The sequence below is a fragment of the Streptomyces roseifaciens genome (assembly GCF_001445655.1).
GTDB classification, from domain to species: domain Bacteria; phylum Actinomycetota; class Actinomycetes; order Streptomycetales; family Streptomycetaceae; genus Streptomyces; species Streptomyces aureoversilis.
The window spans coordinates 614956-634732 of the sequence record NZ_LNBE01000003.1 but is presented as its reverse complement, the minus strand read 5'-3'; the positions used below and the strand labels follow the sequence as shown (position 1 = coordinate 634732).

Sequence of the window (19777 nt, the reverse complement as noted above, 5' to 3'; positions counted from 1 at the left end):
CGGCCCGGTCCCACCCCTGTACGTCCGACGGAGCCCCCGTGACAGTCCCCGCCCAGCCGGCCACCACCCACCGGGTGGCCACCGCCGGCCCCGGTGCCCACCCCGACCTCGCCACCGCCCTGGCCGCGGCCGCCGACGGCGACGAGATACGCATCGCCCCCGGCGCCTACCGGGAGGCGGTGCGGATCGTGCGCAGCGTGACGCTGCGCGTCGGCGGCACGGAGGCGGGCGGGCATCCCGGGGCCGTGGTCCTGACCGCTCCCGGCGACGGGCGGCCCGCGCTCGAAGTGGCCGAGGGCGCACGGGTGGTGGTCGACGGGCTCGTGGTCGAGGGGGCGGCCGCCGACCAGCCCGCCGTGGTGCTCGGCGGCGGGCACACGGAGTGGTCCGGCGGCCGGATCGGCCGCGGGCGGCTGGAGGTGCACGGGGACGCCTCGCTCGCCATGACCGGCACGTCCTTGGGCGGCGCCGCCCTCGCCGGGGTGCTGCTGCGCACCAGCGGGGCCGTCACCCTCACCGACTGCCGGCTGCACGGCACCGACGGCACGGGGATCGTCGCGGGCGGGTCGACCCGGGTCGAACTGCACCGCACCGATATCCGGGACACCAGCGGCTCCGCGATCCGGGTGCGGGAGAACGCCGCCGTCGTCCTGCACGGCTGCCTGATCGACGGCGCCGGGCGCAGCGGGCTGCTCGTCGAGGACCAGGGATCCGCCCTGCTCACCGACTGCCGGATCAGGGAGTGCGCCACGGACGCCGTACGGGTCCTGGGCAGTTCCCCCGCGCCCGGTGCGGAGGGGGCGGAGCGGGCGGACTCGCGGGAGGCCGGCGGCGGTGGTGTCCGGCTGCACGACTGCGAACTGGCGAGCAACGGCGCGGACTCCGTACGGGCCGGCGGCCGCGGCGAGGTGGAGCTCGCCTTCTGCACCCTGCGCGACAGCGGCGGCTCCGGCATCAGCGCCGGGGACGACGCCCGGGTCCGGGTCACCGGCACCCGGATCGTGCGCACCGGCGCCGCGGCCGTCGTCGTGCACGGCTCCGCCCGGCTCACCGCCCGCGAGGCGACGATCCGCGCGTCGGCGGCCAATGGCCTCGTCGCCACCGACCACGCCGTCGCGCACCTGGACGACAGCGCCATGGACGAGTGCGCCTACAGCCTCGTCCACGCGGGCGGCAGCGCCGACGTCCGGCTGCGGGGGCTCCGTATCACCAGGACTCCCGAACACGGCGCCCACCTGGTCGCCGACGCGCGGGCCGTCATCGAGAGCACCTGGATCAGCGACTGCGGCATGTCCGGGGTGGACCTCGCCGACTCCGTACGCGCCGAGCTCCGTGGCGTCTCCGTGCACCGCACGCGCAACGGCGTGACCGCCGTGACCCGCGGCCGGACCCGGCTGCACGACTGCGAGATCGCCGACAGCGAGCGCGCCGCCGCGGTCCTCGGCCCCGGCGACCAGGAGGTCACGGGGGGCAGGCTGTTGCGGGCGGGTACCGCGGGCCTCGTCGTCGAACCCGGTGCTGCGCCCCGCGTCACCGGCCTGGAGGTCCGGGACGCCGCGGGTTCCGGCGTGGTGGTCGCAGGCGGCGCCGAGCCGAGGCTGAGCGGGGTGCGCGTGCTGCAGCCGGCGAAGAACGGGCTGATCGTCGACTCGGGAGGCGGCGGCGTCTTCGAGGAGTGCGAGATCGTCGCCCCCGGCTTCCCGGCCGTCCACCTCGCCGGAACCGCCGCCCCGGTCCTCCGCCGCGTCCGGGTGCAGGACGCCGCCGAGGACCTGAGCAGCGACCCGGACGCCGCGCCGGTGGTGGAGGAGTGCGTCTCCGTCCGGGTGGCGTCACCGCAATGGCCACAGCTCACCGGGGCACCGGACCGGAAGAAGCCTCTGCCGGCCGGGGGTGGCCCCGAGGCCGGCACCACGGCGCAGGCCGGCGGCGACGGGGACGGGGACGAGCCCGAAGAGAGCCTCGACGACCTCCTCGGCGAGCTCGACCAGCTGATCGGGCTCCGCCGCGTCAAGCAGGACGTCGCCTCCCTGGTGAAGCTCATGCGGATGGTCCACCGCCGGGAGGCCGCCGGGCTCGCCGCCCCGCCGCTCAGCCGGCACCTGGTCTTCGCGGGGAACCCCGGCACCGGCAAGACCACCGTCGCCCGCCTCTACGGCCGCATCCTTGCCGCGGTCGGGCTGCTGGAGCGCGGCCACCTCGTCGAGGCCGACCGCTCCTCGCTCGTCGGCGAGTACGTCGGGCACACCGGCCCGAAGACCCAGCGGGTCTTCCAGGAGGCCATGGGCGGGGTGCTCTTCATCGACGAGGCGTACTCGCTGGCCCCCGCCGGTGCCGGAGGCGGCAACGACTTCGCGCAGGAGGCCGTCGCCACGCTCGTGAAGCTGATGGAGGACCACCGCGACTCCGTCGTGGTGATCGTGGCGGGCTACCCGGACGAGATGGAGCACTTCATCGACTCCAACCCCGGCCTCGCCTCCCGCTTCAACCGCACCCTGCTCTTCGAGGACTACGACGACGCCGAGCTGGTGCGGATCGTGGAGCAGCACGCCGCGTCCCACCAGTACGAGCTCACCGAGGACGCGCGGGAGGCGCTCGGCGTCCACTTCTCCCGCGTCCCCCGCGACCACCGGTTCGGCAACGGCCGCTCCGCACGCCAGACGTTCCAGGCCATGACGGAGCGGCAGGCGTACCGGGTCGCCGAGATCGAGGCACCGGCGGAGGCGGACCTCGTCACCCTCACCGGCCCGGACGTGCCGGAGCCGGAGGGGACGGCTCCGACGGGTCCGGCTCCGGCGGGAACAGCTACGGCGGGGGCGGCTTCAGCGGGAACGGCACCGGCGGGGACGGCGTAGCCCCGGTCCGGGATCCGTCAGCCGATCTGCCACTTCTGGTTCTTGGCGCCGTCACAGGCCTGCAGCTGGAGCCGCAGCCCCTTCGATCCGCCGTCCGCGGCCTCGACGCACTTGCCGGACTTGGGGTTGACCAGCGATCCGTCCTTCTGGATCGTGAAGGCCTGGGTGGGCTTGTTGTTGCAGTCGGCGATCTGGATGGCGGTCCCGTTCGCCGTCGAGCCCCGCTGCGTGTCCAGGCAGAGCCGGTCGTCGTAGAGCGACCAGACCTCGCCGTCCGGCCGGAACTCGAACCGCTGGCGCCGGTCGCCGGAGCAGTCGTCGAGCTGGAGCTGCGCGCCCGCCTTCGACTTGCCTCCGACGATGTCCACGCACCGCTTCGCGGCGAAGCCCATCACCGGGCCCTTGATCTTGCCGTCGTCGAGCTTCGGGGCGCGCGGGATCTCCGGCTTGGCCGGCTGGACGACGCCCCTCTTCGGGGGCTCCTGGGGCTGCGGCCGGTCCCCACCGCCACCGCTGCTGCTCCCGCCGCCTCCGGAGGACGAGGGCCCGGAGGCCTCGTGCCCGGAGCCGCCGGAGCCACCGGAACCGGAACTCGAACCGCCGGAGCTGCCGGATCCCGAGGAGCCGGAGGAACCGGAGGACCCACCGGACCCCGACCCCGAGCCGGAAGAACCGGACGCGGAAGAACCGGACCCTGACCCCGAGCCGGACCCGGACCCCGACCCCCCTGATCCCGACCCCGACCCCGAACCCGAACCGGAAGGCTGCCCCGACCCGCCCTTCCCTCCGGTCGCACCGCCACCGCCACCGCTCCCGGTGCTCCCGGGCTTCGCCGCCTCGGCGCCCTTCCCCGCGTCCTTGGTCTTGCCGGACGCCGAGGAACCGCCACCGGACTTCCCCGGCTCCTTGGCCGCAGCGGCCTTCTTCGAGGAGTCCGAGGAGCCCGAGGTGAACTCGAGCTGGTCCATCAGCGGAACGGCGCCCATGGCCAGCCCCGTCACCGCCGCCGCGGAGGCGAGGACGGTCCACACCCGCTTGCCGGGCAGCAGGCCCCGCCGGGGCACGGACGGGCGTCTGGCGAAGACTTTCGAGAATCCGTCCCGAAGTCCCGTGTCCTCGTCGGGCCCTGACGGCCCGGAAGATCGGTTCGTGCGCTCGGGTGACACGTCATCCCCCCGTGTGAGTGCGAAGCGGTGATGGCAGCGGTCGCGTGCCCGGCCGCGCGGCAGTACGCCCCGGGCCGTGGACCGTCCACTCCATAGGAGGTGATTCCACCACGGATGGATCCGTTTCCCGGCAACCAGTTCGAAAGGAGTGACGGCTGGTGCCGTCAGTGGGCCGCCCTGGTGGGCAGCCAGCCGGCCTGAACGGCGAGGACGCCGGCCTCGAAGCGGCTGCGGGCACCCAGGCGTTCCATGAGGCCGGTGGCGATGCGTCGGGCGGTGCGCTGGGAGACTCCCAGCCGCTTGGCGATGGCCTCGTCGGTGCGGCCTTCCGCAAGGAGCCGGACCGTGGCCTCCTCCTGGCCGGTGAGGCCGCGTTCGTCGCGGGCCGGGCTCGCGCCGAGTGGCCGGGCACCCGCCCAGACGGTCTCGAAGAGGGCGCAGAGGGCGGCGAGGATGCCCTGCCCGGTCAGGACGACGGCGCGGGCCGCGGTGTCGTCGCCGTTCACCGGCATCACGGCGGTGGTCCTGTCGATGATGATCATCCGGGTGGGAAGCGCGGGCGCCGTCCGGATCCGCCCGCCCAGCCGCGTGAGCCACTCGGCGTAGGCGGTGGTCGATGGGCTGTTGCGCACGCTGTCGAGGTAGACGGTGCGCAGCCGGACCCGGCGGCCGAGCAGCTCGCGGTCCAGCGGGCGGGAGGCCGCCATGCTGGCCTCGGTCTGCGCGCCGTCGGGGCTGAAGGCCATGACCTCCTCGCGCACCTCACGGGTGAGGAGTGCGAGCCGGTCCCGGATCTCGTCCAGCCCGGTCAGCTGCTCCCCGCCCAGGCTGGTGGCGACGGACCGCTGGTCGGCGTACTCGGCGATGAGCTGGGCGGCGGCGACGCGCGACTCCTCCAACCGCTGCTGCTGCGCGGCCAGCTGGGCCTGCTGGCGGGACATCAGGATGTCCAGGCCGATGTCGGGGGAGACGGCGCGCAGCCCACCCGCGTGCTCGGCCGATGGGCGCACCAGCGACAGCTCGCTCAACACGTCGAGCCCGGCGCGCACTTCGGCTCCGGTCAGGCCCAGGTACGTGGCCAGCGCGGCGACCCCGGCGCCGGGCATGGCCAGCAGCCCCCGGTAGACCTGTTCGGATCCGGCATCCAACCCCAGCGTGTCCAGCATCTGCGCCCCCCGGCGGTCAAGGACAATTACTGAAATTACCCGTGATCATTACATGGCGCACACAAGCATGTGTAGCTCTTCCCGGGGCGAGTCCCTGGCCGTTTGCGGCCATGGACGGAACAGTTCCGCTTCATCCCTGGTGGGCACGTCCGCCGCTTGCGAGAGTTGCCGCCATGTATCTCGTGCACGTCGGTCTGCGCCGACCCCGCCGGACGACGGAACTCCCCGCCGGGATCAGGGAACTGGTGCTCTCGCGCGCCCTGCCGCGGGAGCGCATCGAGCACATCTCGGTCCACCCGCACGCCAGCCCCCACCCCGTCCTCGGGGTGTACCTGCTCGCGGACCGGCTGGAGGAGGCCGAGGAGCGCGCCGAGCAGGCCTGCCGGCGCGCCCTGGCCCACTGCCCGCAGCTCGCGCGGTGGGAGCTGGTGGCCGCCCAAGTACCCCTGCTCGACGTGCGCGTGACGTCGTCCGCCGGATTCCTGGACTGATCCGTCCCAGGCCCTTTCGGTCCATCGGAAAACCCTTCCGCCCCTTCCGCCCCAGGACGAAGCTTTCTCCTGTCAGCCGGTACGAACGGCTGATCGCAGAACCGGCAGACCGGCCGGAACCGACCGGGCATCACCGCGGGATGCCCACCGGTGCGCCGCTCCCTCGACGCTTCGTTCCCGGAAGGACCACCTGAGATGTTCCGTACCCGCATCGCCGAGGCCGCCGCGGTCGTCGCCCTCGCCCTGGGGGCCACCGCCCTCGCTCCGGCCGCCGTCGCCGTCGCTCAGGCCGCCGCAGTCACGCCGGCCACGGCCGTTGCGCAGGCCACCACTGCCGACGCCCCGCTGACGACGGCCGACGAGAACCCCGTCCCGGTGGTCCCCGACTCCATGGGCTGGCAGTAACGGACAGGCCGCCACCGGCCCTCCCCCTCCGCCCGGCCTCCGGCCCCCCGGCTCGCGATCGTCAGCTGCCCCCTGTGCGCAGCCATCGCCTTCTGAGCTGCCCTCTTCACCCTTCACCCCACCTCTTCACGGGAGATCCTTGTGTCCAAGCACGCCCATCTGCGCAATTCCGCCATCGGCATCGCCCTCGTCTGCGCCGTCACGGGCGGTGGATTCATGGCGGCACCGGCCACGGCGGCACCGGTCCCGGCGGCGGTCGCCGCGGACGAGGAGCCGGGCGACTTCGGGAGCAATGGCCAGGGCCCGATGCTCCCCGTGGAGCCCGACGGCGAAGAGTTCTTCAACGTCGCGGGGGCCAGCAAGGACGCCCCGAGAATCAAGCGCAGCGAGACGCTCAAGCGCGCCGCGCAGTGGGTCGGCAAGGGCATCCCGTACAACATGGGCGGCTCGTACCGGGGCCACCGGACCGACTGTTCCGGCTACGTGTCCATGGCCTGGCGCCTCTCCTGGGACATGGCCACGCCCAACTTCGGCCCCCAGGGCGTGACCGAGAAGATCAAGAAGAGCGACCTCAAGTCCGGTGACGCCCTGCTCAACCCCAAGCCGGGCCGGTACGGGCACGTCGTCCTCTTCGACAAGTGGGCGAACGCGGACCACACCAAGTACGTGGGCTACGAGTTCAGCAGCTCCGGCGTGCACCACCGCGAGATTCCGTACCCCTACTTCCCGGGCCGCGACACCGACAGCTACTACCCGGTCCACAACAAGTCCGTCGTCGACGACGAGCGGCCCCCGGTCGACCCCGGCATGACGGAGCTGACGGCCGGCGACCTCAACCACGACGGCAAGAAGGACATCGTGGCCGTCCAGGTCGCCACCGGAAAGCTGTTCCTCTACCCCGGCACCGGAAAGAACGGCCTCAACGCCCTCGACGACCGCGTCGAAATCGGCACCGGCGGCTGGAACGGCATGCGGAACCTCACCGTCGGCGACTTCAACGGCGACGGCAAGGCCGACCTCCTCGCCACCAAGCGGGCGGGCGGCAAGCTCTACCTCTACCCCGGCACCAACGGCAAGGGCGTCAATGCCCTGGGCGACCGGATCGAAATAGGCTCCGGCGCCTGGAACGGAATGAAGCACCTCACCGCGGGCGACTTCAACGGCGACGGCAAGACGGACCTCGTCGCGGCCAAGACCGACACCGGTCAGCTCTTCCTCTACCCCGGCACCCGCAAATCCGGACTCGACGCCCTCGACGACCGCGTCGAAATCGGCACCGGCGCCTGGAACGGCATGAACAAGGTCGTCTCCGGTGACTTCGACGGCGACGGCAAGGCCGACATCGTCGCCACCAAGACCGAGACCGGCGAGCTCTACCTCTACCCCGGCACCGGAAAGTCCGGCCTGGACACGCTCGGCAAGCGCATCGAGGTCGGCACGGGCGGCTGGAACGACATCTCCGACTACGCGGCCGCCGACTTCGACAAGGACGGCATCGACGACCTCGCCGCCGTCGACTCCGACCCGCGCAAGACCGGAAAGCTCTACTTCTACCGGGGCAACGGCAAGGGCTTCGCGACCCGCGTGGAGATCGGCACCGGCGGCTGGTGATCCGCCACCGCACCGCGCCCGTCCGCCGCGCCGCGGCCAACCGTCGCACGGAGCCCGTCCGCCCCGTCTGACGCGTGCCTCCGGGGCGGGTCCGACATCCCTCTCGCGGACCCGCCCCGTCCCTCGCCTCCCGGAGAACCCCGGAGAACCCCGGAGAACCCCATGAGCCTCAAGCGCATGCGCGGCCTGGCCGCGTTCGTCGCCGCCGCCGCGGTGCTGTCCGTACCGCTGCAGTCCGCCACCGCCACGGCCTTCGCCGCCACGGGCACCACTCCTGCCCCGGCTCCGGCCTCGGCCCCTGCACCTGCACCTGCCCCTGCCTCCGCCGACGGGCCGGGCGGCACCACCCCGGTCACCTACCGCGGCCTCACCCTCGACGTCCCCGCCGGCTGGAACGTGGTGAACCTGGACGAGCATCCGGACACCTGCGTCCGGCTCGACCAGCACACCCTCTACCTCGGTCACCCCGGCGCGAACCAGGACTGCCCGGCGCACCTGATCGCCGACAAGACCGACGCCCTGGTCCTCGAACCCTTCGCCGATGCCGCCCCGCGCCCCGAGGTGCCCGGGGTGACCGTCCGGGCCGGCGACCGCGTCCCCGAGACACTGCCCGCCGACGAGCAGCACGAGGTGCGGGTCGCGTTCGAGGGCGCCGGTCTGTACGCCACCGCCGGCTACGAGGACTCCCCCGCCGCCGTGCAGAGGATCCTGGCCACGGCGCGGACCGACGCGTCGGCGCGACCGGGCACCGTCCTCGCACCCTCGGCTGCCGCCGTCCCGGAGACGGCGGCAGCCCCCGTGAAGCCCACCACGGGCTTCACCGGCAAGGCGTTCGACACGTGCACCGCACCGTCCGGCGCGGCGATGGCCGACTGGGCCAAGTCCCCCTACCGAGGCATCGGGATCTACATCGGCGGCCCGTCGATGGGCTGCCCCAGCCAGCCCAACCTCACTCCCGCCTGGGTGCAGACGCAGACGAAGGCCGGGTGGCACATGCTGCCCGTCTACGCGGGGACGCAGGCGACCCGCATCGCGCCCCGCACCGCCGCCAAGGACGGCCGTGCCGCGGCGGACAAGGCCGTCGCCCTCGCGAAGCGGCTGGGCTTCGCACCGGGAACAGTGATCTACGAGGACATGGAGGGCGGTTACAAGGCGGAGTACAACACCCGCGTCGTGCAGTACCTCTCCGGCTGGTCGGAGCGCATCCGCGAACTCGGCTTCCGCTCAGGGGTCTACAGCTCGACCGGCGCCGCCATCGAGCAGCTCGACGCCGTCCACGACTCCGGTTCCTACGAACGCCCGGACGTGATCTGGGCCGCCACCTGGAACGGCAAGGCGAACACGGAGATCCCCGGTGTTCCGTCCGGGCACTGGGGCAACCGCCAGCGGATCAACCAGTACGCCGGGAACGTCCACGAGTCCTACGGCGGCACCAAGCTGCTGATCGACCGCGACTACGTGGACGTGGCCCCGGCCGTCATGGACCCCGGAATGACGGAACTGACCGCCGGTGACTTCACCCACGACGGCAAGAAGGACCTCGTCGCCGTCCAGGTCGCCACCGGAAAGCTCTTCGTCTACCCGAACACCGGCAAGTCGGGCCTCCGTACCTTCGCCAGCCGTGTCGAAATCGGTTCCGGCGGCTGGACCGGGATGAAGAACCTGACCGTCGGCGACTTCACCGGCGACGGCAAGGACGACGTCGTCGCCGTGAAGAGCGAGACGGGCCAGCTGTTCCTCTACCCCGGGACCAACGCCAAGGGCCTGAGCACCCTGGACGACCGGATCGAAATCGGCTCGGGCGCCTGGAACGGCATGAAGCACCTCGCCGCGGGCGACTTCAACGGGGACGGCAAGACGGACCTCGTCGCCGCCAGGACCGAGACCGGTCAGCTCTTCCTCTACCCGGGCACCCGCAAGTCCGGACTCGACGCCCTCGACGACCGGATCGAAATCGGCACCGGCGCCTGGAACGGCATGAACAAGGTCGTGTCCCCCGGTGACTTCAACGGTGACGGCAAGGCCGACATCGTCGCCACCAAGACCGGCACCGGCGAGCTCTACCTCTACCCCGGCACCGGAAAGACGGGCCTCAGCACTCTGGGCAGCCGCGTCGAAATCGGCTCCGGCGGCTGGAACGGCATCTCCGACTACGCGGCCGCCGACTTCACCGGCGACGGCATCGGTGACCTCGCCGCCGTCGACTCCGACCCGGGCGAGACCGGAAAGCTCTACCTCTACCGGGGCAACGGCAAGGGCCTGGACAGCCGCACGGAAATCGGCACAGGCGGCTGGTGACGCGCGCCTCTCTCCCCCTCTTCCTCTCCCCTCCAAGAAAGGGTCCGATGTCCACGTCATCGTCATCCCGTATGCGCGCGTTGCTGGCCGCCACCGGCGTCGCCGGGATCACCGCACTGTCTCTCTTCGCCTCCGGCCCGGCCGCGCAGGCGGCCTCCGTCGCCACCTGGGACAAGGTGGCCCAGTGCGAGAGCAGCGGCAACTGGCACATCAACACCGGCAACGGCTTCTACGGCGGTCTGCAGTTCAGCCAGGGAACCTGGGCGGAATTCGGCGGCAAGAAGTACGCCGAGCGCGCCGATCTGGCCACCAAGGAGGAGCAGATACGCATAGCCGAGAAGGTGCTCGACAAGCAGGGCGAGCGGGCCTGGCCGAACTGCGGCCCGAAGAACGGACTCGGCAAGGACCACGCGGACCCGTTCCCGTCCAAGCCCCTGCCGGCCGACCCCGGCATGACGGAACTGGTCACGGGCGACTTCAACCGCGACGCCAAGAAGGACCTCCTGGCCGTCCAGGTCTCCACCGGGAAGCTGTTCCTCTACCCCGGCACCGGAAAGAGCGGACTCGACACCTTCGGCGACCGCGTCGAAATCGGCTCGGGCGGCTGGACAGGCATGCGGAACCTCACCGTCGGGGACTTCAACGGCGACGGCAAGGACGACCTGATCGCCGTGAAGAAGGAGACCGGGGAGCTCTTCCTCTACCCGGGTACCAAGGCCAAGGGCCTCGACGCCTTCGACGACCGCATGGAGATCGGCTCCGGCGCCTGGAACGGCATGAAGCACCTCGCCGCCGCCGACTTCAACGGCGACGGCAAGGACGACCTGATCGCCGTGAAGGCCGACACCGGACAGATGTACCTCTACCCCGGTACGGGCAAGTCCGGCCTGGACACCCTCGGCAAGCGCGTCCCGTGGGGCACCGGTGACTGGAACCGCATGAGCAAGGTCATCTCCGCAGGCGTCTTCGACCAGCTCGGTGCACCCGAGCTCATCGCCACCGACACGAGGACGGGCAAGCTGCTGCTCTTCCAGCCGGACGTGAAGAACCACACCTTCGACGCCGGCTCCTCCATCGAACTCGGCGCCGGCGGCTGGAACGGCATCTCCGACTACGCGGCCGGCGAATTCACCCACGACGGCCAGATCGACCTCGTGGCCGTGGACTCCGACCCCCACCGCACGGGCAAGCTCTACCTCTACCCCAACGACGGCTCCAACAGCGCCTTCAAGCCGCGCATCGAGATCGGCACGTCCGGCTGGTGACCTGCCCCCGCACCGCCATGAAGAGCAGAAAACCCCAGGCAACTGGGGTTTTCTGGTGTTCGAGGGGCACTCGGGCTCCGGCCGGCTCAGCGCAAGGCCAGTACGGCGGCCGCCCAGACCGCCCCGCACACCACGCACCACGTGGCCGTCCGGCGTTTGAGCGCCTGGTACACCGCCTCGTACTCGGCGCGCAGTTCAGTGCTTCTCGCGACGATGCGCCGGAGATGTGTGCGGGACGTCGCGAGCTGGTCCGCGGTGTAGCGGTGTTCGAGGTCGGCGCGCTGCGAGTCGGTCAGCCAGGGAATTACGGCGGTGAATTCCCGGGCCCTTTCCCGCGCCTTTCGCTTCTCCTCCTCCCACAGCAGATATCCCTCGATCTCGTTGATGGCCTCGGCGGTCGTCCTCATGCGAGCGCCTCCTTCCGCGCACCGGTTTCCACGCCCGGCTGCGCGTCCACGCCGGGGTGGTGCAGGTCGAACGCCGGGGATTCGGAGCGGATGCGCGGCAGCGTGAGGAAGTTGTGCCGCGGCGGCGGGCAGGAGGTCGCCCACTCCAGCGAGCGGCCGTAGCCCCACGGGTCGTCGACCTCGACCTTCTTGCCGTACTTGGCGGTCTTCCAGACGTTGTACATGAACGGCAGCATCGAGAAGCCGAGCAGGAACGAGCTGATGGTCGAGATGGTGTTCAGCGCGGTGAACCCGTCCGCGTCCAGGTAGTCGGAAATGCGCCGCACCATGCCCTCGGCGCCCAGCCAGTGCTGGACCAGGAACGTGCCGTGGAAGCCCACGAACAGCGTCCAGAAGGTGATCTTGCCGAGCTTCTCGTCCAGCATCTTGCCCGTGAACTTCGGCCACCAGAAGTGGAAGCCGGAGAACATCGCGAACACCACGGTGCCGAAGATGACGTAGTGGAAGTGCGCGACCACGAAGTACGAGTCGGAGACGTGGAAGTCCATCGGCGGCGAGGCCAGGATGACGCCGGTCAGACCACCGAAGGTGAAGGTGATCAGGAAGCCGACGGCCCAGAGCATCGGGGTCTCGAAGGACAGCGAGCCCTTCCACATGGTGCCGATCCAGTTGAAGAACTTCACACCGGTCGGGACCGCGATCAGGAAGGTCATGAAGGAGAAGAACGGCAGCAGCACACCGCCCGTGACGTACATGTGGTGCGCCCACACCGTCACCGACAGACCCGCGATCGAGATCGTCGCCGCGATCAGACCCCAGTAGCCGAACATCGGCTTGCGGGAGAAGACCGGGATGACCTCGGAGATGATGCCGAAGAACGGCAGCGCGATGATGTACACCTCGGGGTGGCCGAAGAACCAGAAGAGGTGCTGCCACAGGAGCGCACCGCCGTTGGCCGCGTCGAAGACGTGGGCCCCGAACTTGCGGTCCGCCTCCAGGGCGAACAGCGCCGCCGCCAGCACCGGGAAGGCCAGCAGGACCAGCACACCGGTCAGCAGGACGTTCCAGGTGAAGATCGGCATGCGGAACATCGTCATGCCGGGCGCGCGCATGCAGATGATCGTGGTGATGAAGTTGACCGAACCGAGGATCGTGCCGAAGCCCGAGAAGGCCAGACCCATGATCCACATATCGGCACCCACACCCGGCGAATACTGCGCGCCCGACAGCGGCGAATTGGCGAACCAGCCGAAGTCGGGGGCACCGTCCGGAGTCAGGAACCCGCCGACGGCGATCAGGGAGCCGAAGAGGTAGAGCCAGTAGGCGAGCATGTTCAGCCGCGGGAACGCCACGTCGGGCGCGCCGATCTGCAGCGGCATGATCCAGTTCGCGAAACCGGCGAACAGCGGCGTCGCGAACATCAGCAGCATGATCGTGCCGTGCATCGTGAACGCCTGGTTGAACTGCTCGTTCGACACGATCTGCAGACCCGGCCGGGCCAGCTCGGCGCGCATCAGCAGGGCGAGCAGCCCGCCGATGCAGAAGAACGCGAACGCCGTGACCAGGTAGAGCGTGCCGATCGTCTTGTGGTCGGTGGTGGTCAGCCACTTCACGGGGGATCTCATGCCCCGTACGTGTCCGGACCCCCGCGTTCCTTCACCGCTCCCCGGCCCGCCGGCGTGCGATCCACCTCACACCACACGCATGTGAAGATCTCTGCCATGCCGGACATCAGCCGATCATGAGCACGGAGGAAGCCTTCGCCGCTGCCTATCGCGCGCACTACTGGGCGGTCAGCCGCTTCGTGGCGCGACGGCTGGACGGGCAGGCGCACGAGGTGGAAGAAGTGGTGTCGGAGGTGTTCTCCATCGCCTGGAGACGGCGGACGGAGATCCCCGACCCGCCACTGCCCTGGTTGTACGGGGTGGCCCGCAACTGCCTGGCCAACACGGTCCGCGGCATGTCCCGCTACCGCCGTCTCCTGCTCAGGCTCGGCCACCACGAGACCGCCCACCGCCGGCACACCGTGGACAGCCCGGACGCGGACCGCCCCGGCGCCTGGGTGCACGAGGCCCTCGCCCGCCTCTCGCCGGCCGACCAGGAGGCGCTGCGCCTGACCGCATGGGAGGAGCTGACCCTCGACGAACTGGCCGTGGCCCTGGGCTGCAGCCGCAGCGCCGCCGCCATGCGCCTGCACCGGGCCCGCCGCCGGCTGCGCGCCGAGGCCGACCGCATACGGCCCGCCGCCCTGCCCGTAGGGTCCGACACACCGACCGACGTGCGCGCTGGAGGCGACGACGATGCATGACGAACTGGACTTGCTGCGCGCGGCCAACCCCGTACCCTCCGGCGACGGCCCCTGGCGCGACCGCCCGCTCGACGCCGACGCCGAACGCGCCCTGAACCGCCTCCTGTACGGCGACCGCGTCAAAAGGGCCGGGGTCCTCCTCATCGTCCGGGCCGAAGCCACGGTGCTCGCCCTGGTCGGGGTGCTCGCCCTGAGCCTGTCGGCATTCCGCTGATCTCGAAGCGCGCGCAGCCCGGCCTGCGCGCGAGGGACCACTCGCACGGGCAAAGACCACACATCAGCGACGGGCCCGGCCACGCCGGTCGAGTGCGTCGCGCCACTACCCGGAAAAACAGAAAAACCCCAGATCAACTGGGGTTTCTACTGGTGTCCGAGGGGGGACTTGAACTCTCCACTCGGGCACCAGCCCGCAACCGCTCTGACCTGGGGAAACGCCCGCTGACAGGCTCGATTCCGGCGGGCGTTTCTCCTCTTCTTTCCTGCTGTTTCAGTCCCTCTCGGACCCCTGTTGGTCATGCGTTGGTCACGTGACCAACCCTCCTCCGAGGCGTCCGACCCTGGTCAGGCTCCCGGACGGCGCCACGGGCTACGCCCAGTGTGCACGGGCAAGTGCACGACCACGTACCTGGGGGTGGGCTGGGCTGGTCGGGACCTGTTTATGCAAGGACACGCATAGTCGCGTTCACGCATAGACGCGTAGCGCCACCCCTTCTACTGTCGTTGGGCAGGCGGCCCAACAGGGCCAGAGCGAGGGGGTTTGGCATGTCTGAACGTTCGGCGCTTACCCGGCTCACCGGCACGGGCACCGGGGAATGTGGAGAGAAGGACTGCCCGAACGTCTACCGCGACGAGACGGACGGCGGAATCGTTGTTCAGGGCGACCAGTGCGCCGCGTTCCAGCCCCCGGCCGGTGAGGCGCTGGTGAAGATTCCCGAGGACGTTCTGAGGGAGGCCGTCCGTGCTCTTGGATGGTGACGCGTGGAATGACTGCTTCGATTCCATGGAGCGTGGGGCGTGGCGGCTGGAAACGCTGCCCGTCTACACCATGCCCCAGGAAGCGGAGAAGCTGAAGCGCTTTCTCGCCGGGGAGAAGTCGCCGGACGATTACACCTCGGGTTGGATGGACGAGGTTCGGCAATGGACCTCGGAAGGAAAGAGTGTTGGCAGGGTGCACGTCGTGACCCGCCCGCTCTCGGACTATCTTCGGTTCGAGTTCGAGTATTACTACCGGCATCACGTGAAGGCGGGCGAGGATATCCGCATCCTCGACCTCACCGACCGGGAGAACCCGGGACTCCCGGACCAGGATTTCTGGATGTTCGATGAGTCCAAGGTGGTCCTGATGAACTACCGGGCGGACGGGACGCAGATAAACCGGGAACTGTACGAGGGTGATCCCGAGCCGTACCGGCAGTGGAAGCGGATTGCGGTTGCCGAGTCGGTTCCATTCCTGGAGTACGTGAGCGGGTGACGTTCGACCCTGAACAGTTGGGGCAGCCGAAGCAAGAACTGGCCGCCCTGCTGAAAGAACTACGCAAGCGAGCCGGCCTCACTGGGGACCGGCTCGCTCGGCGTTGCAACATGTCCCAATCGAAGATCAGCCGGATCGAGAATGGGAAAGCTCAACCGAGTCTGCTGGACCTGGAAAGAATCCTCCGGGCCGTCGCGGCTCCGCCCGAGGTCATCGAGGAGGTCATTGCCCTTGCGAGGCTGGCCAACACCGAATGGCAAGACCTGCGCTCGCTGCGACGTAGGGGCCTGGAGAAGAAGCAGACCGAACTTGCTGCCCTTGAATCCTCGTCCACGGAGTTCCGCTTCTTCCTGCTCTCGATGATTACAGGACTGCTGTCCACTCCTGAGTACATCCGAGCCAGCCTTTCCCATTCTCCGGCCGATGTCACTAAGACGATCGCAAGGAAGCTGGAGCGGCAGGAGGTTCTTTACGACACGAAGAAGCGGTTTACCTTCATTCTTACCGAGCAGGCTGTGAGGTGGCCACTCCTGCCCCCGGCTGCGATGGCGATGCAGATTGACCGGCTGGCTTCACTGACCCATCTGACGAATGTGAAGCTCGGCGTCATCCCAATCGCAGGGTACAAGCCTATTGCTCCGATGGACACTTTCACTGTCTACGACAACACCCTGGCCACTGTGGAGAACACCACCGGTGTCGTGATCCTCAGAGATCCGCGCGACATCGAAATGCATTTGGAACTGTTCTCCACGCTGGAGGGTTATGCGCTGTTCGGGGGCGAAGCGCGAGTCTTGCTGGCGGAGTGGTCTGCTGCCTGCCGTTCATGATCTTTAGTCCATGACGGGAAAGAACTACACAGCCGTCGCTTTCTAGGCCAATGATTTCCTCCATGGCAGCGACCGAGCGAAACGAAAAGTGGGTCCGCTACGGCGTGGGGTGGCGGCTGGGGTACCGGCGGAGGTTCGGTCCTGACGCTGGTGTGCGCTCATGACGACCGGGCGCATGACTCTCCGGGTGTCATACGACGGGGGCCGGACGTACGGCCCGGTGCGCACGGTGCAGGTGAACCCGCGCAACGCGGTGATCTTGGGTTCGCCGACCAAGTACCCGCCGTGCGGGTGCCCTCGGTGCACGGGGCGCCCGTCGCCACCGAGGTCGGCGTCCGCCGCGCTCGTCGCTGTCCCTTTGCTTCCTGCCGGAATCCCGGTGGGAGTCCCCGAGAAGAGAGAGGTAAGTCCGATGGTGAAGCAGAACACCACGTCGGCCGCCCCCGAGGGGGGTGGACTGCTCGTCGCGAAGCGGAAGATCGTGGCCGCGCGCACCCGCGCCGAGCAGGAGTCGGACGTCAGCAGTGGCCGTTCCGACGGCAACGACTGACGGGAGCGCCCACGGTGCTTGATGCAGCCTCGTGGGCGGGGCGTCTGGGCGGGGACACGTTCCTCGCCCAGACGTACCACCGCTCCTACGCGCACCTTCCCGGGGCCGCCGACACGGCGGGCCTGTTCTCCTGGGACGACCTGAACCGGATCATCGCCACGCAGCGGCTGGAGCCGCCCCGGCTGCGCCTGTCGGTCGACGGCGAGATGGTCCCGCTGCACCGCTACGCGATCCCGACCACGAACCGCCGCGCGGTTACCTGGTCCCGCATCCAGCCGTCCGACTTCCACGCCCAGCTCCGAGATGGGGCGTCGCTGGTCCTCGATGCGGTGGAGAAGATCCACCCCGCCGTGGGAGCGGCTGCCGAAGGGCTGGAACGCTTCCTCGGGACTTCCGTGCAGGCCAACGTGTACGCCTCGTGGACCGAGCGGGAGGGCTTCGGCCGGCACTGGGACGACCATGGTGTCGTCGTGGTCCAACTGCACGGCTCGAAGCGGTGGCGCCTGTGGGGGATGACCCGTGAGGCGCCCACCTTCCGGGACGTGGAGTCGCCGGAGGAGCCGGACCACGACCCGGTGGCGGACCTCGTTCTGTCCCCGGGTGACGTGCTCTACCTGCCGCGCGGCTGGTGGCACTCGGTCACCGCTGACCAGGGGACGGAATCCCTGCACCTGACGTTCGGCATGGTGCCGCACACGGGTGCTGACCTGATGCTCTGGGTCGTCGATCAGCTTCGGGCGTCCCTCGCGCTCCGCAGGGACATGCCGCGCTTCGGTTCGCTGGTGGAACAGTCGGACTTCATCGACGCTGTGCGCCGTGAGGTGGCCGACATGATGGCGGACCCGCGCCTCGTGGAGCGGTGGGCGGAGTCGATCGACACGACCGACCTGGGCCACGCGATTCCGTCACTGCCGTACGTGGACGGACTCCCCGCACGGAGGGAGATCGCGGTGAAGCTCACCGCACCGAGGGGCCGCCTGACGCCGAACCGCACAGAGGGCACGGTCACCTTCTCGGCGGCCGGTACCGCGTGGGACTTCGCCGAGTCCGCAGCGCCCGCGCTGGGCTCGCTGTTGACTAATCAGCCGACCACTCTCGGCGAGATGGCCGACTCGGCCGGGCTGGAGGTCAAGGAGGTGGCCGAACTAGTCTCCGTCCTCATCGACGGGCACACCGTCGCAGTCGTGGGGACGGCACTGTGACCGCCGCACTCTCCCTGGGGACATACCGCGTGCGTGCCGTAGGTCAGGCGGCACGCACCGCCCTGGCTGCGGGTAGCCCATGGGTAGACACGGCACCGAACTACGCCCATGGCCGGGCGCATGAGGAGCTGCGGCCGGTTCTCGGGGAGTACCCGACCGTGCGGGTAGCTACGAAGGCGGGGTTCTTCACGGAGGAGCAAGGCCGCACCGCCATGACTGAGGGCGTGCTCACCCGGGAAGAGACGGCCGGTAGGCACAGCCTTGAACGGGGCTTCGTTCGCTGGCAGACGGAGCGCTCGTTGGCCGCGCTCGGCCGCGTGGACCTGGTGTTCGTGCACAACCCCGAGCACCACGGGCACGGCCTTGACCGTGCCGCTCTGCACGGGCGTGTGCGGGAAGCCTTCACGGCGCTGGAGGAGTTCGCCCACGCGGGCAGGATCGCCGGGTACGGCGTCGCCACATGGTCGGGTCTGCGCTCCGGAGCCTTCAGCGTTCCCGAGTTGCTCGCGCTCGCCCGGCAAGCGGCAGGCTCCGCCAAACATCACTTCACGGGCTTGCAGGTGCCTGTCAGCCTGGTCATGGATGACCTGATCAGGCAGGCACTCGACGGCGGCGGACCGCTGGTGCAGGCGAAGGAAGCGGGGGTGATCACGTTCGGCTCCGCCCCCCTGCACGGGGGCGAACTCCTTGATGCCATGACACCCGAACTGGTCAAGCTCATCCGCCCTGGCCTGTCAGCCGCAGCCGCTGCCCTGCTGGCCGCTGGCTCGTGCCCCGGCCTCGATATCGTCCTGACTTCCGCGAGCACTCGCGAGCACTGGGACGATGTGGCCAAGGCTCTGGCTGCGCCGCTGACGGACCAGGAACTCAGGAAGGTAACGGATGAACTCGCCTCTGAATGAGGAGGTACAGGCCCTAATGGAGGTCGCCCACGACCGGGCGGCCAAGGCTCTGGGCCTCACATGCACGGGGCCGCTGGCATGGGGCTTCCTTGGCGTCACCCTCGGACGCCGAGCGGGAGACCGGTGGCTACGGGTGAGCCGGACGGCAAAGAGGAACGCGGGCAGGAAACAGGGGGAGGGCATCGTCGGAGCCTCTGAGCTGGTGCCTGACGGCGTCCCTCGCCCTCACCTCTACGCAGTGCATGACTGGACTGACGGGGAGTGGGCCTTCCAGGCCGAAGTCCTCGACTACCTCACACAAGCCGTGGTGTCCCCGGACCGAGCCGACATCGACCACGACCCGGGGTTGCCGGATGAGTGGTGGACGGACCTTCGCCAAGCCCTTGCCCTGCTCGCTGAGGCGGAGGGTGTGAAGACGACCGTTCGGGACGGGTGGATCGAACGAGCCTTCCCTCGGTTCCTCGGCATTCCGGCCCCCGCCAAGGTGGAGCGGGTGACCGGTCATGGTGATCTGCACTGGGGCAACCTCACCGGCGCACCCCTGTGCCTGTTGGACTGGGAGCGGTGGGGGCTGGTGCCCCTTGGCTACGACGCGGGCCTCCTCCACGTCAACAGCTTGCTTGTCCCTGACGTGGCCGACCGTATCCGGCAGGAGTTCGCTGCGGTCCTGGACACCCCCGCTGGCCGAATCGGAGAACTCGCGGCCCTGGCGGAGATGCTGCAAGCCGTGGCACGTGGCTGGTATCCGGACCTTGCGCCACGCCTGCTCACTCGTGCGGAGTCACTCACCGGCGTTCGGCCACCGGTCCCCATACACTCCGAAGTAAGTGCATGATCTCTCCCGCACGGG

The 19777-nt window shown here is 69.7% G+C and carries 18 protein-coding genes and 1 pseudogene; 15 read left to right on the top strand and 4 right to left on the bottom strand.

The features are described from left to right. Window positions 1-38 precede the first annotated feature (38 nt). Entirely contained in the window at window positions 39-2855 is a 2817-nt protein-coding gene (locus tag AS857_RS08745) for a right-handed parallel beta-helix repeat-containing protein (protein WP_063804207.1), read from the top strand. A 17-nt stretch (window positions 2856-2872) separates the two neighbouring features. Here AS857_RS08745 and AS857_RS39500 read toward each other — a convergent pair whose 3' ends face one another. Together AS857_RS39500 and AS857_RS08730 are read right to left on the bottom strand one after the other, a co-directional pair. Continuing rightward, window positions 2873-3919 carry an RICIN domain-containing protein gene (locus AS857_RS39500; RefSeq protein WP_144440760.1) on the bottom strand — a complete coding sequence of 349 codons (1047 nt, stop codon included), beginning with the start codon at window positions 3917-3919 and terminating at the stop codon, window positions 2873-2875. Between the two features lie 266 nt (window positions 3920-4185). After that, window positions 4186-5187 carry a helix-turn-helix domain-containing protein gene (locus tag AS857_RS08730; protein WP_058042556.1) on the bottom strand — a complete coding sequence of 334 codons (1002 nt, stop codon included), beginning with the start codon at window positions 5185-5187 and terminating at the stop codon, window positions 4186-4188. 173 nt (window positions 5188-5360) lie between these two features. Between AS857_RS08730 and AS857_RS08725 the strand changes: the two genes are divergently transcribed. The 5 genes from AS857_RS08725 to AS857_RS08705 all read left to right on the top strand — a co-directional run bounded on the left by AS857_RS08725 (window position 5361) and on the right by AS857_RS08705 (window position 11257). Further along, complete coding sequence (locus AS857_RS08725) at window positions 5361-5678, top strand: hypothetical protein (RefSeq protein ID WP_058042555.1); 318 nt, start codon at window positions 5361-5363, stop codon at window positions 5676-5678. 195 nt (window positions 5679-5873) lie between these two features. Next, window positions 5874-6083 (top strand): hypothetical protein, encoded by a 210-nt coding sequence (locus AS857_RS08720; protein ID WP_058042554.1) that lies wholly within the window; start codon window positions 5874-5876, stop codon window positions 6081-6083. Window positions 6084-6224: 141 nt separating this feature from the next. Further along, entirely contained in the window at window positions 6225-7694 is a 1470-nt protein-coding gene (locus AS857_RS08715) for a C40 family peptidase (protein ID WP_058042553.1), read from the top strand. A gap of 162 nt (window positions 7695-7856) precedes the next feature. Next, on the top strand, window positions 7857-9992 hold the full coding sequence (locus AS857_RS08710; RefSeq protein ID WP_058042552.1) for a glycoside hydrolase domain-containing protein: 2136 nt from the start codon (window positions 7857-7859) through the stop codon (window positions 9990-9992). Between the two features lie 71 nt (window positions 9993-10063). Then, window positions 10064-11257, top strand: a complete 1194-nt coding sequence (locus AS857_RS08705; protein WP_058042551.1) for a transglycosylase family protein — start codon at window positions 10064-10066, stop codon at window positions 11255-11257. An 86-nt stretch (window positions 11258-11343) separates the two neighbouring features. Here the strand turns inward: AS857_RS08705 and AS857_RS08700 are convergent, their stop codons facing one another. Further along, window positions 11344-11664, bottom strand: a complete 321-nt coding sequence (locus AS857_RS08700; RefSeq protein ID WP_058042550.1) for a hypothetical protein — start codon at window positions 11662-11664, stop codon at window positions 11344-11346. Then, window positions 11661-13277: pseudogene (gene ctaD, locus AS857_RS08695) on the bottom strand (aa3-type cytochrome oxidase subunit I); the annotation flags it as partial. The gene AS857_RS08700 and the pseudogene ctaD, both read right to left, overlap by 4 nt. Window positions 13278-13405: 128 nt before the next feature. Between ctaD and AS857_RS08690 the strand changes: the two are divergent. The 9 genes from AS857_RS08690 to AS857_RS08655 all read left to right on the top strand — a co-directional run bounded on the left by AS857_RS08690 (window position 13406) and on the right by AS857_RS08655 (window position 19762). Continuing rightward, window positions 13406-13972 (top strand): RNA polymerase sigma factor, encoded by a 567-nt coding sequence (locus AS857_RS08690; RefSeq protein WP_058042549.1) that lies wholly within the window; start codon window positions 13406-13408, stop codon window positions 13970-13972. Then, the gene (locus AS857_RS08685; RefSeq protein WP_058042548.1) at window positions 13965-14186 is read left to right on the top strand and encodes a hypothetical protein; all 222 of its coding nucleotides are present in this window, start codon (window positions 13965-13967) and stop codon (window positions 14184-14186) included. The genes AS857_RS08690 and AS857_RS08685 overlap by 8 nt, the downstream gene beginning before the upstream one ends. Window positions 14187-14734: 548 nt before the next feature. Then, window positions 14735-14947 carry a hypothetical protein gene (locus tag AS857_RS08680; RefSeq protein WP_058042547.1) on the top strand — a complete coding sequence of 71 codons (213 nt, stop codon included), beginning with the start codon at window positions 14735-14737 and terminating at the stop codon, window positions 14945-14947. Further along, complete coding sequence (locus AS857_RS08675) at window positions 14931-15443, top strand: DUF6879 family protein (protein ID WP_058042546.1); 513 nt, start codon at window positions 14931-14933, stop codon at window positions 15441-15443. Before AS857_RS08680 ends, AS857_RS08675 begins: the two co-directional genes overlap by 17 nt. Beyond that, entirely contained in the window at window positions 15440-16273 is an 834-nt protein-coding gene (locus AS857_RS08670) for a helix-turn-helix domain-containing protein (protein ID WP_058042545.1), read from the top strand. Before AS857_RS08675 ends, AS857_RS08670 begins: the two co-directional genes overlap by 4 nt. A 412-nt stretch (window positions 16274-16685) precedes the next feature. After that, complete coding sequence (locus AS857_RS40325; RefSeq protein WP_173864736.1) at window positions 16686-16823, top strand: hypothetical protein; 138 nt, start codon at window positions 16686-16688, stop codon at window positions 16821-16823. Between the two features lie 14 nt (window positions 16824-16837). After that, window positions 16838-18025, top strand: a complete 1188-nt coding sequence (locus AS857_RS08665; protein ID WP_058042544.1) for a cupin domain-containing protein — start codon at window positions 16838-16840, stop codon at window positions 18023-18025. Beyond that, on the top strand, window positions 18022-18927 hold the full coding sequence (locus AS857_RS08660) for an aldo/keto reductase (RefSeq protein ID WP_058042543.1): 906 nt from the start codon (window positions 18022-18024) through the stop codon (window positions 18925-18927). The genes AS857_RS08665 and AS857_RS08660 overlap by 4 nt, the downstream gene beginning before the upstream one ends. Next, complete coding sequence (locus tag AS857_RS08655) at window positions 18908-19762, top strand: aminoglycoside phosphotransferase family protein (RefSeq protein WP_058042542.1); 855 nt, start codon at window positions 18908-18910, stop codon at window positions 19760-19762. The genes AS857_RS08660 and AS857_RS08655 overlap by 20 nt, the downstream gene beginning before the upstream one ends. Window positions 19763-19777: the final 15 nt, after the last annotated feature.

Coding starts and splice junctions, on each gene's coding strand:
- AS857_RS08725 (WP_058042555.1), top strand. CDS start 5,361: ATGTATCTCGTGCACGTCGGTCTGCGCCGACCCCGCCGGACGACGGAA.
- AS857_RS08655 (WP_058042542.1), top strand. CDS start 18,908: ATGAACTCGCCTCTGAATGAGGAGGTACAGGCCCTAATGGAGGTCGCC.
- AS857_RS08690 (WP_058042549.1), top strand. CDS start 13,406: ATGAGCACGGAGGAAGCCTTCGCCGCTGCCTATCGCGCGCACTACTGG.
- AS857_RS08710 (WP_058042552.1), top strand. CDS start 7,857: ATGAGCCTCAAGCGCATGCGCGGCCTGGCCGCGTTCGTCGCCGCCGCC.
- AS857_RS08685 (WP_058042548.1), top strand. CDS start 13,965: ATGCATGACGAACTGGACTTGCTGCGCGCGGCCAACCCCGTACCCTCC.
- AS857_RS08730 (WP_058042556.1), bottom strand. CDS start 5,187: ATGCTGGACACGCTGGGGTTGGATGCCGGATCCGAACAGGTCTACCGG.
- AS857_RS08720 (WP_058042554.1), top strand. CDS start 5,874: ATGTTCCGTACCCGCATCGCCGAGGCCGCCGCGGTCGTCGCCCTCGCC.
- AS857_RS08705 (WP_058042551.1), top strand. CDS start 10,064: ATGCGCGCGTTGCTGGCCGCCACCGGCGTCGCCGGGATCACCGCACTG.
- AS857_RS08700 (WP_058042550.1), bottom strand. CDS start 11,664: ATGAGGACGACCGCCGAGGCCATCAACGAGATCGAGGGATATCTGCTG.
- AS857_RS08680 (WP_058042547.1), top strand. CDS start 14,735: ATGTCTGAACGTTCGGCGCTTACCCGGCTCACCGGCACGGGCACCGGG.
- AS857_RS40325 (WP_173864736.1), top strand. CDS start 16,686: ATGGTGAAGCAGAACACCACGTCGGCCGCCCCCGAGGGGGGTGGACTG.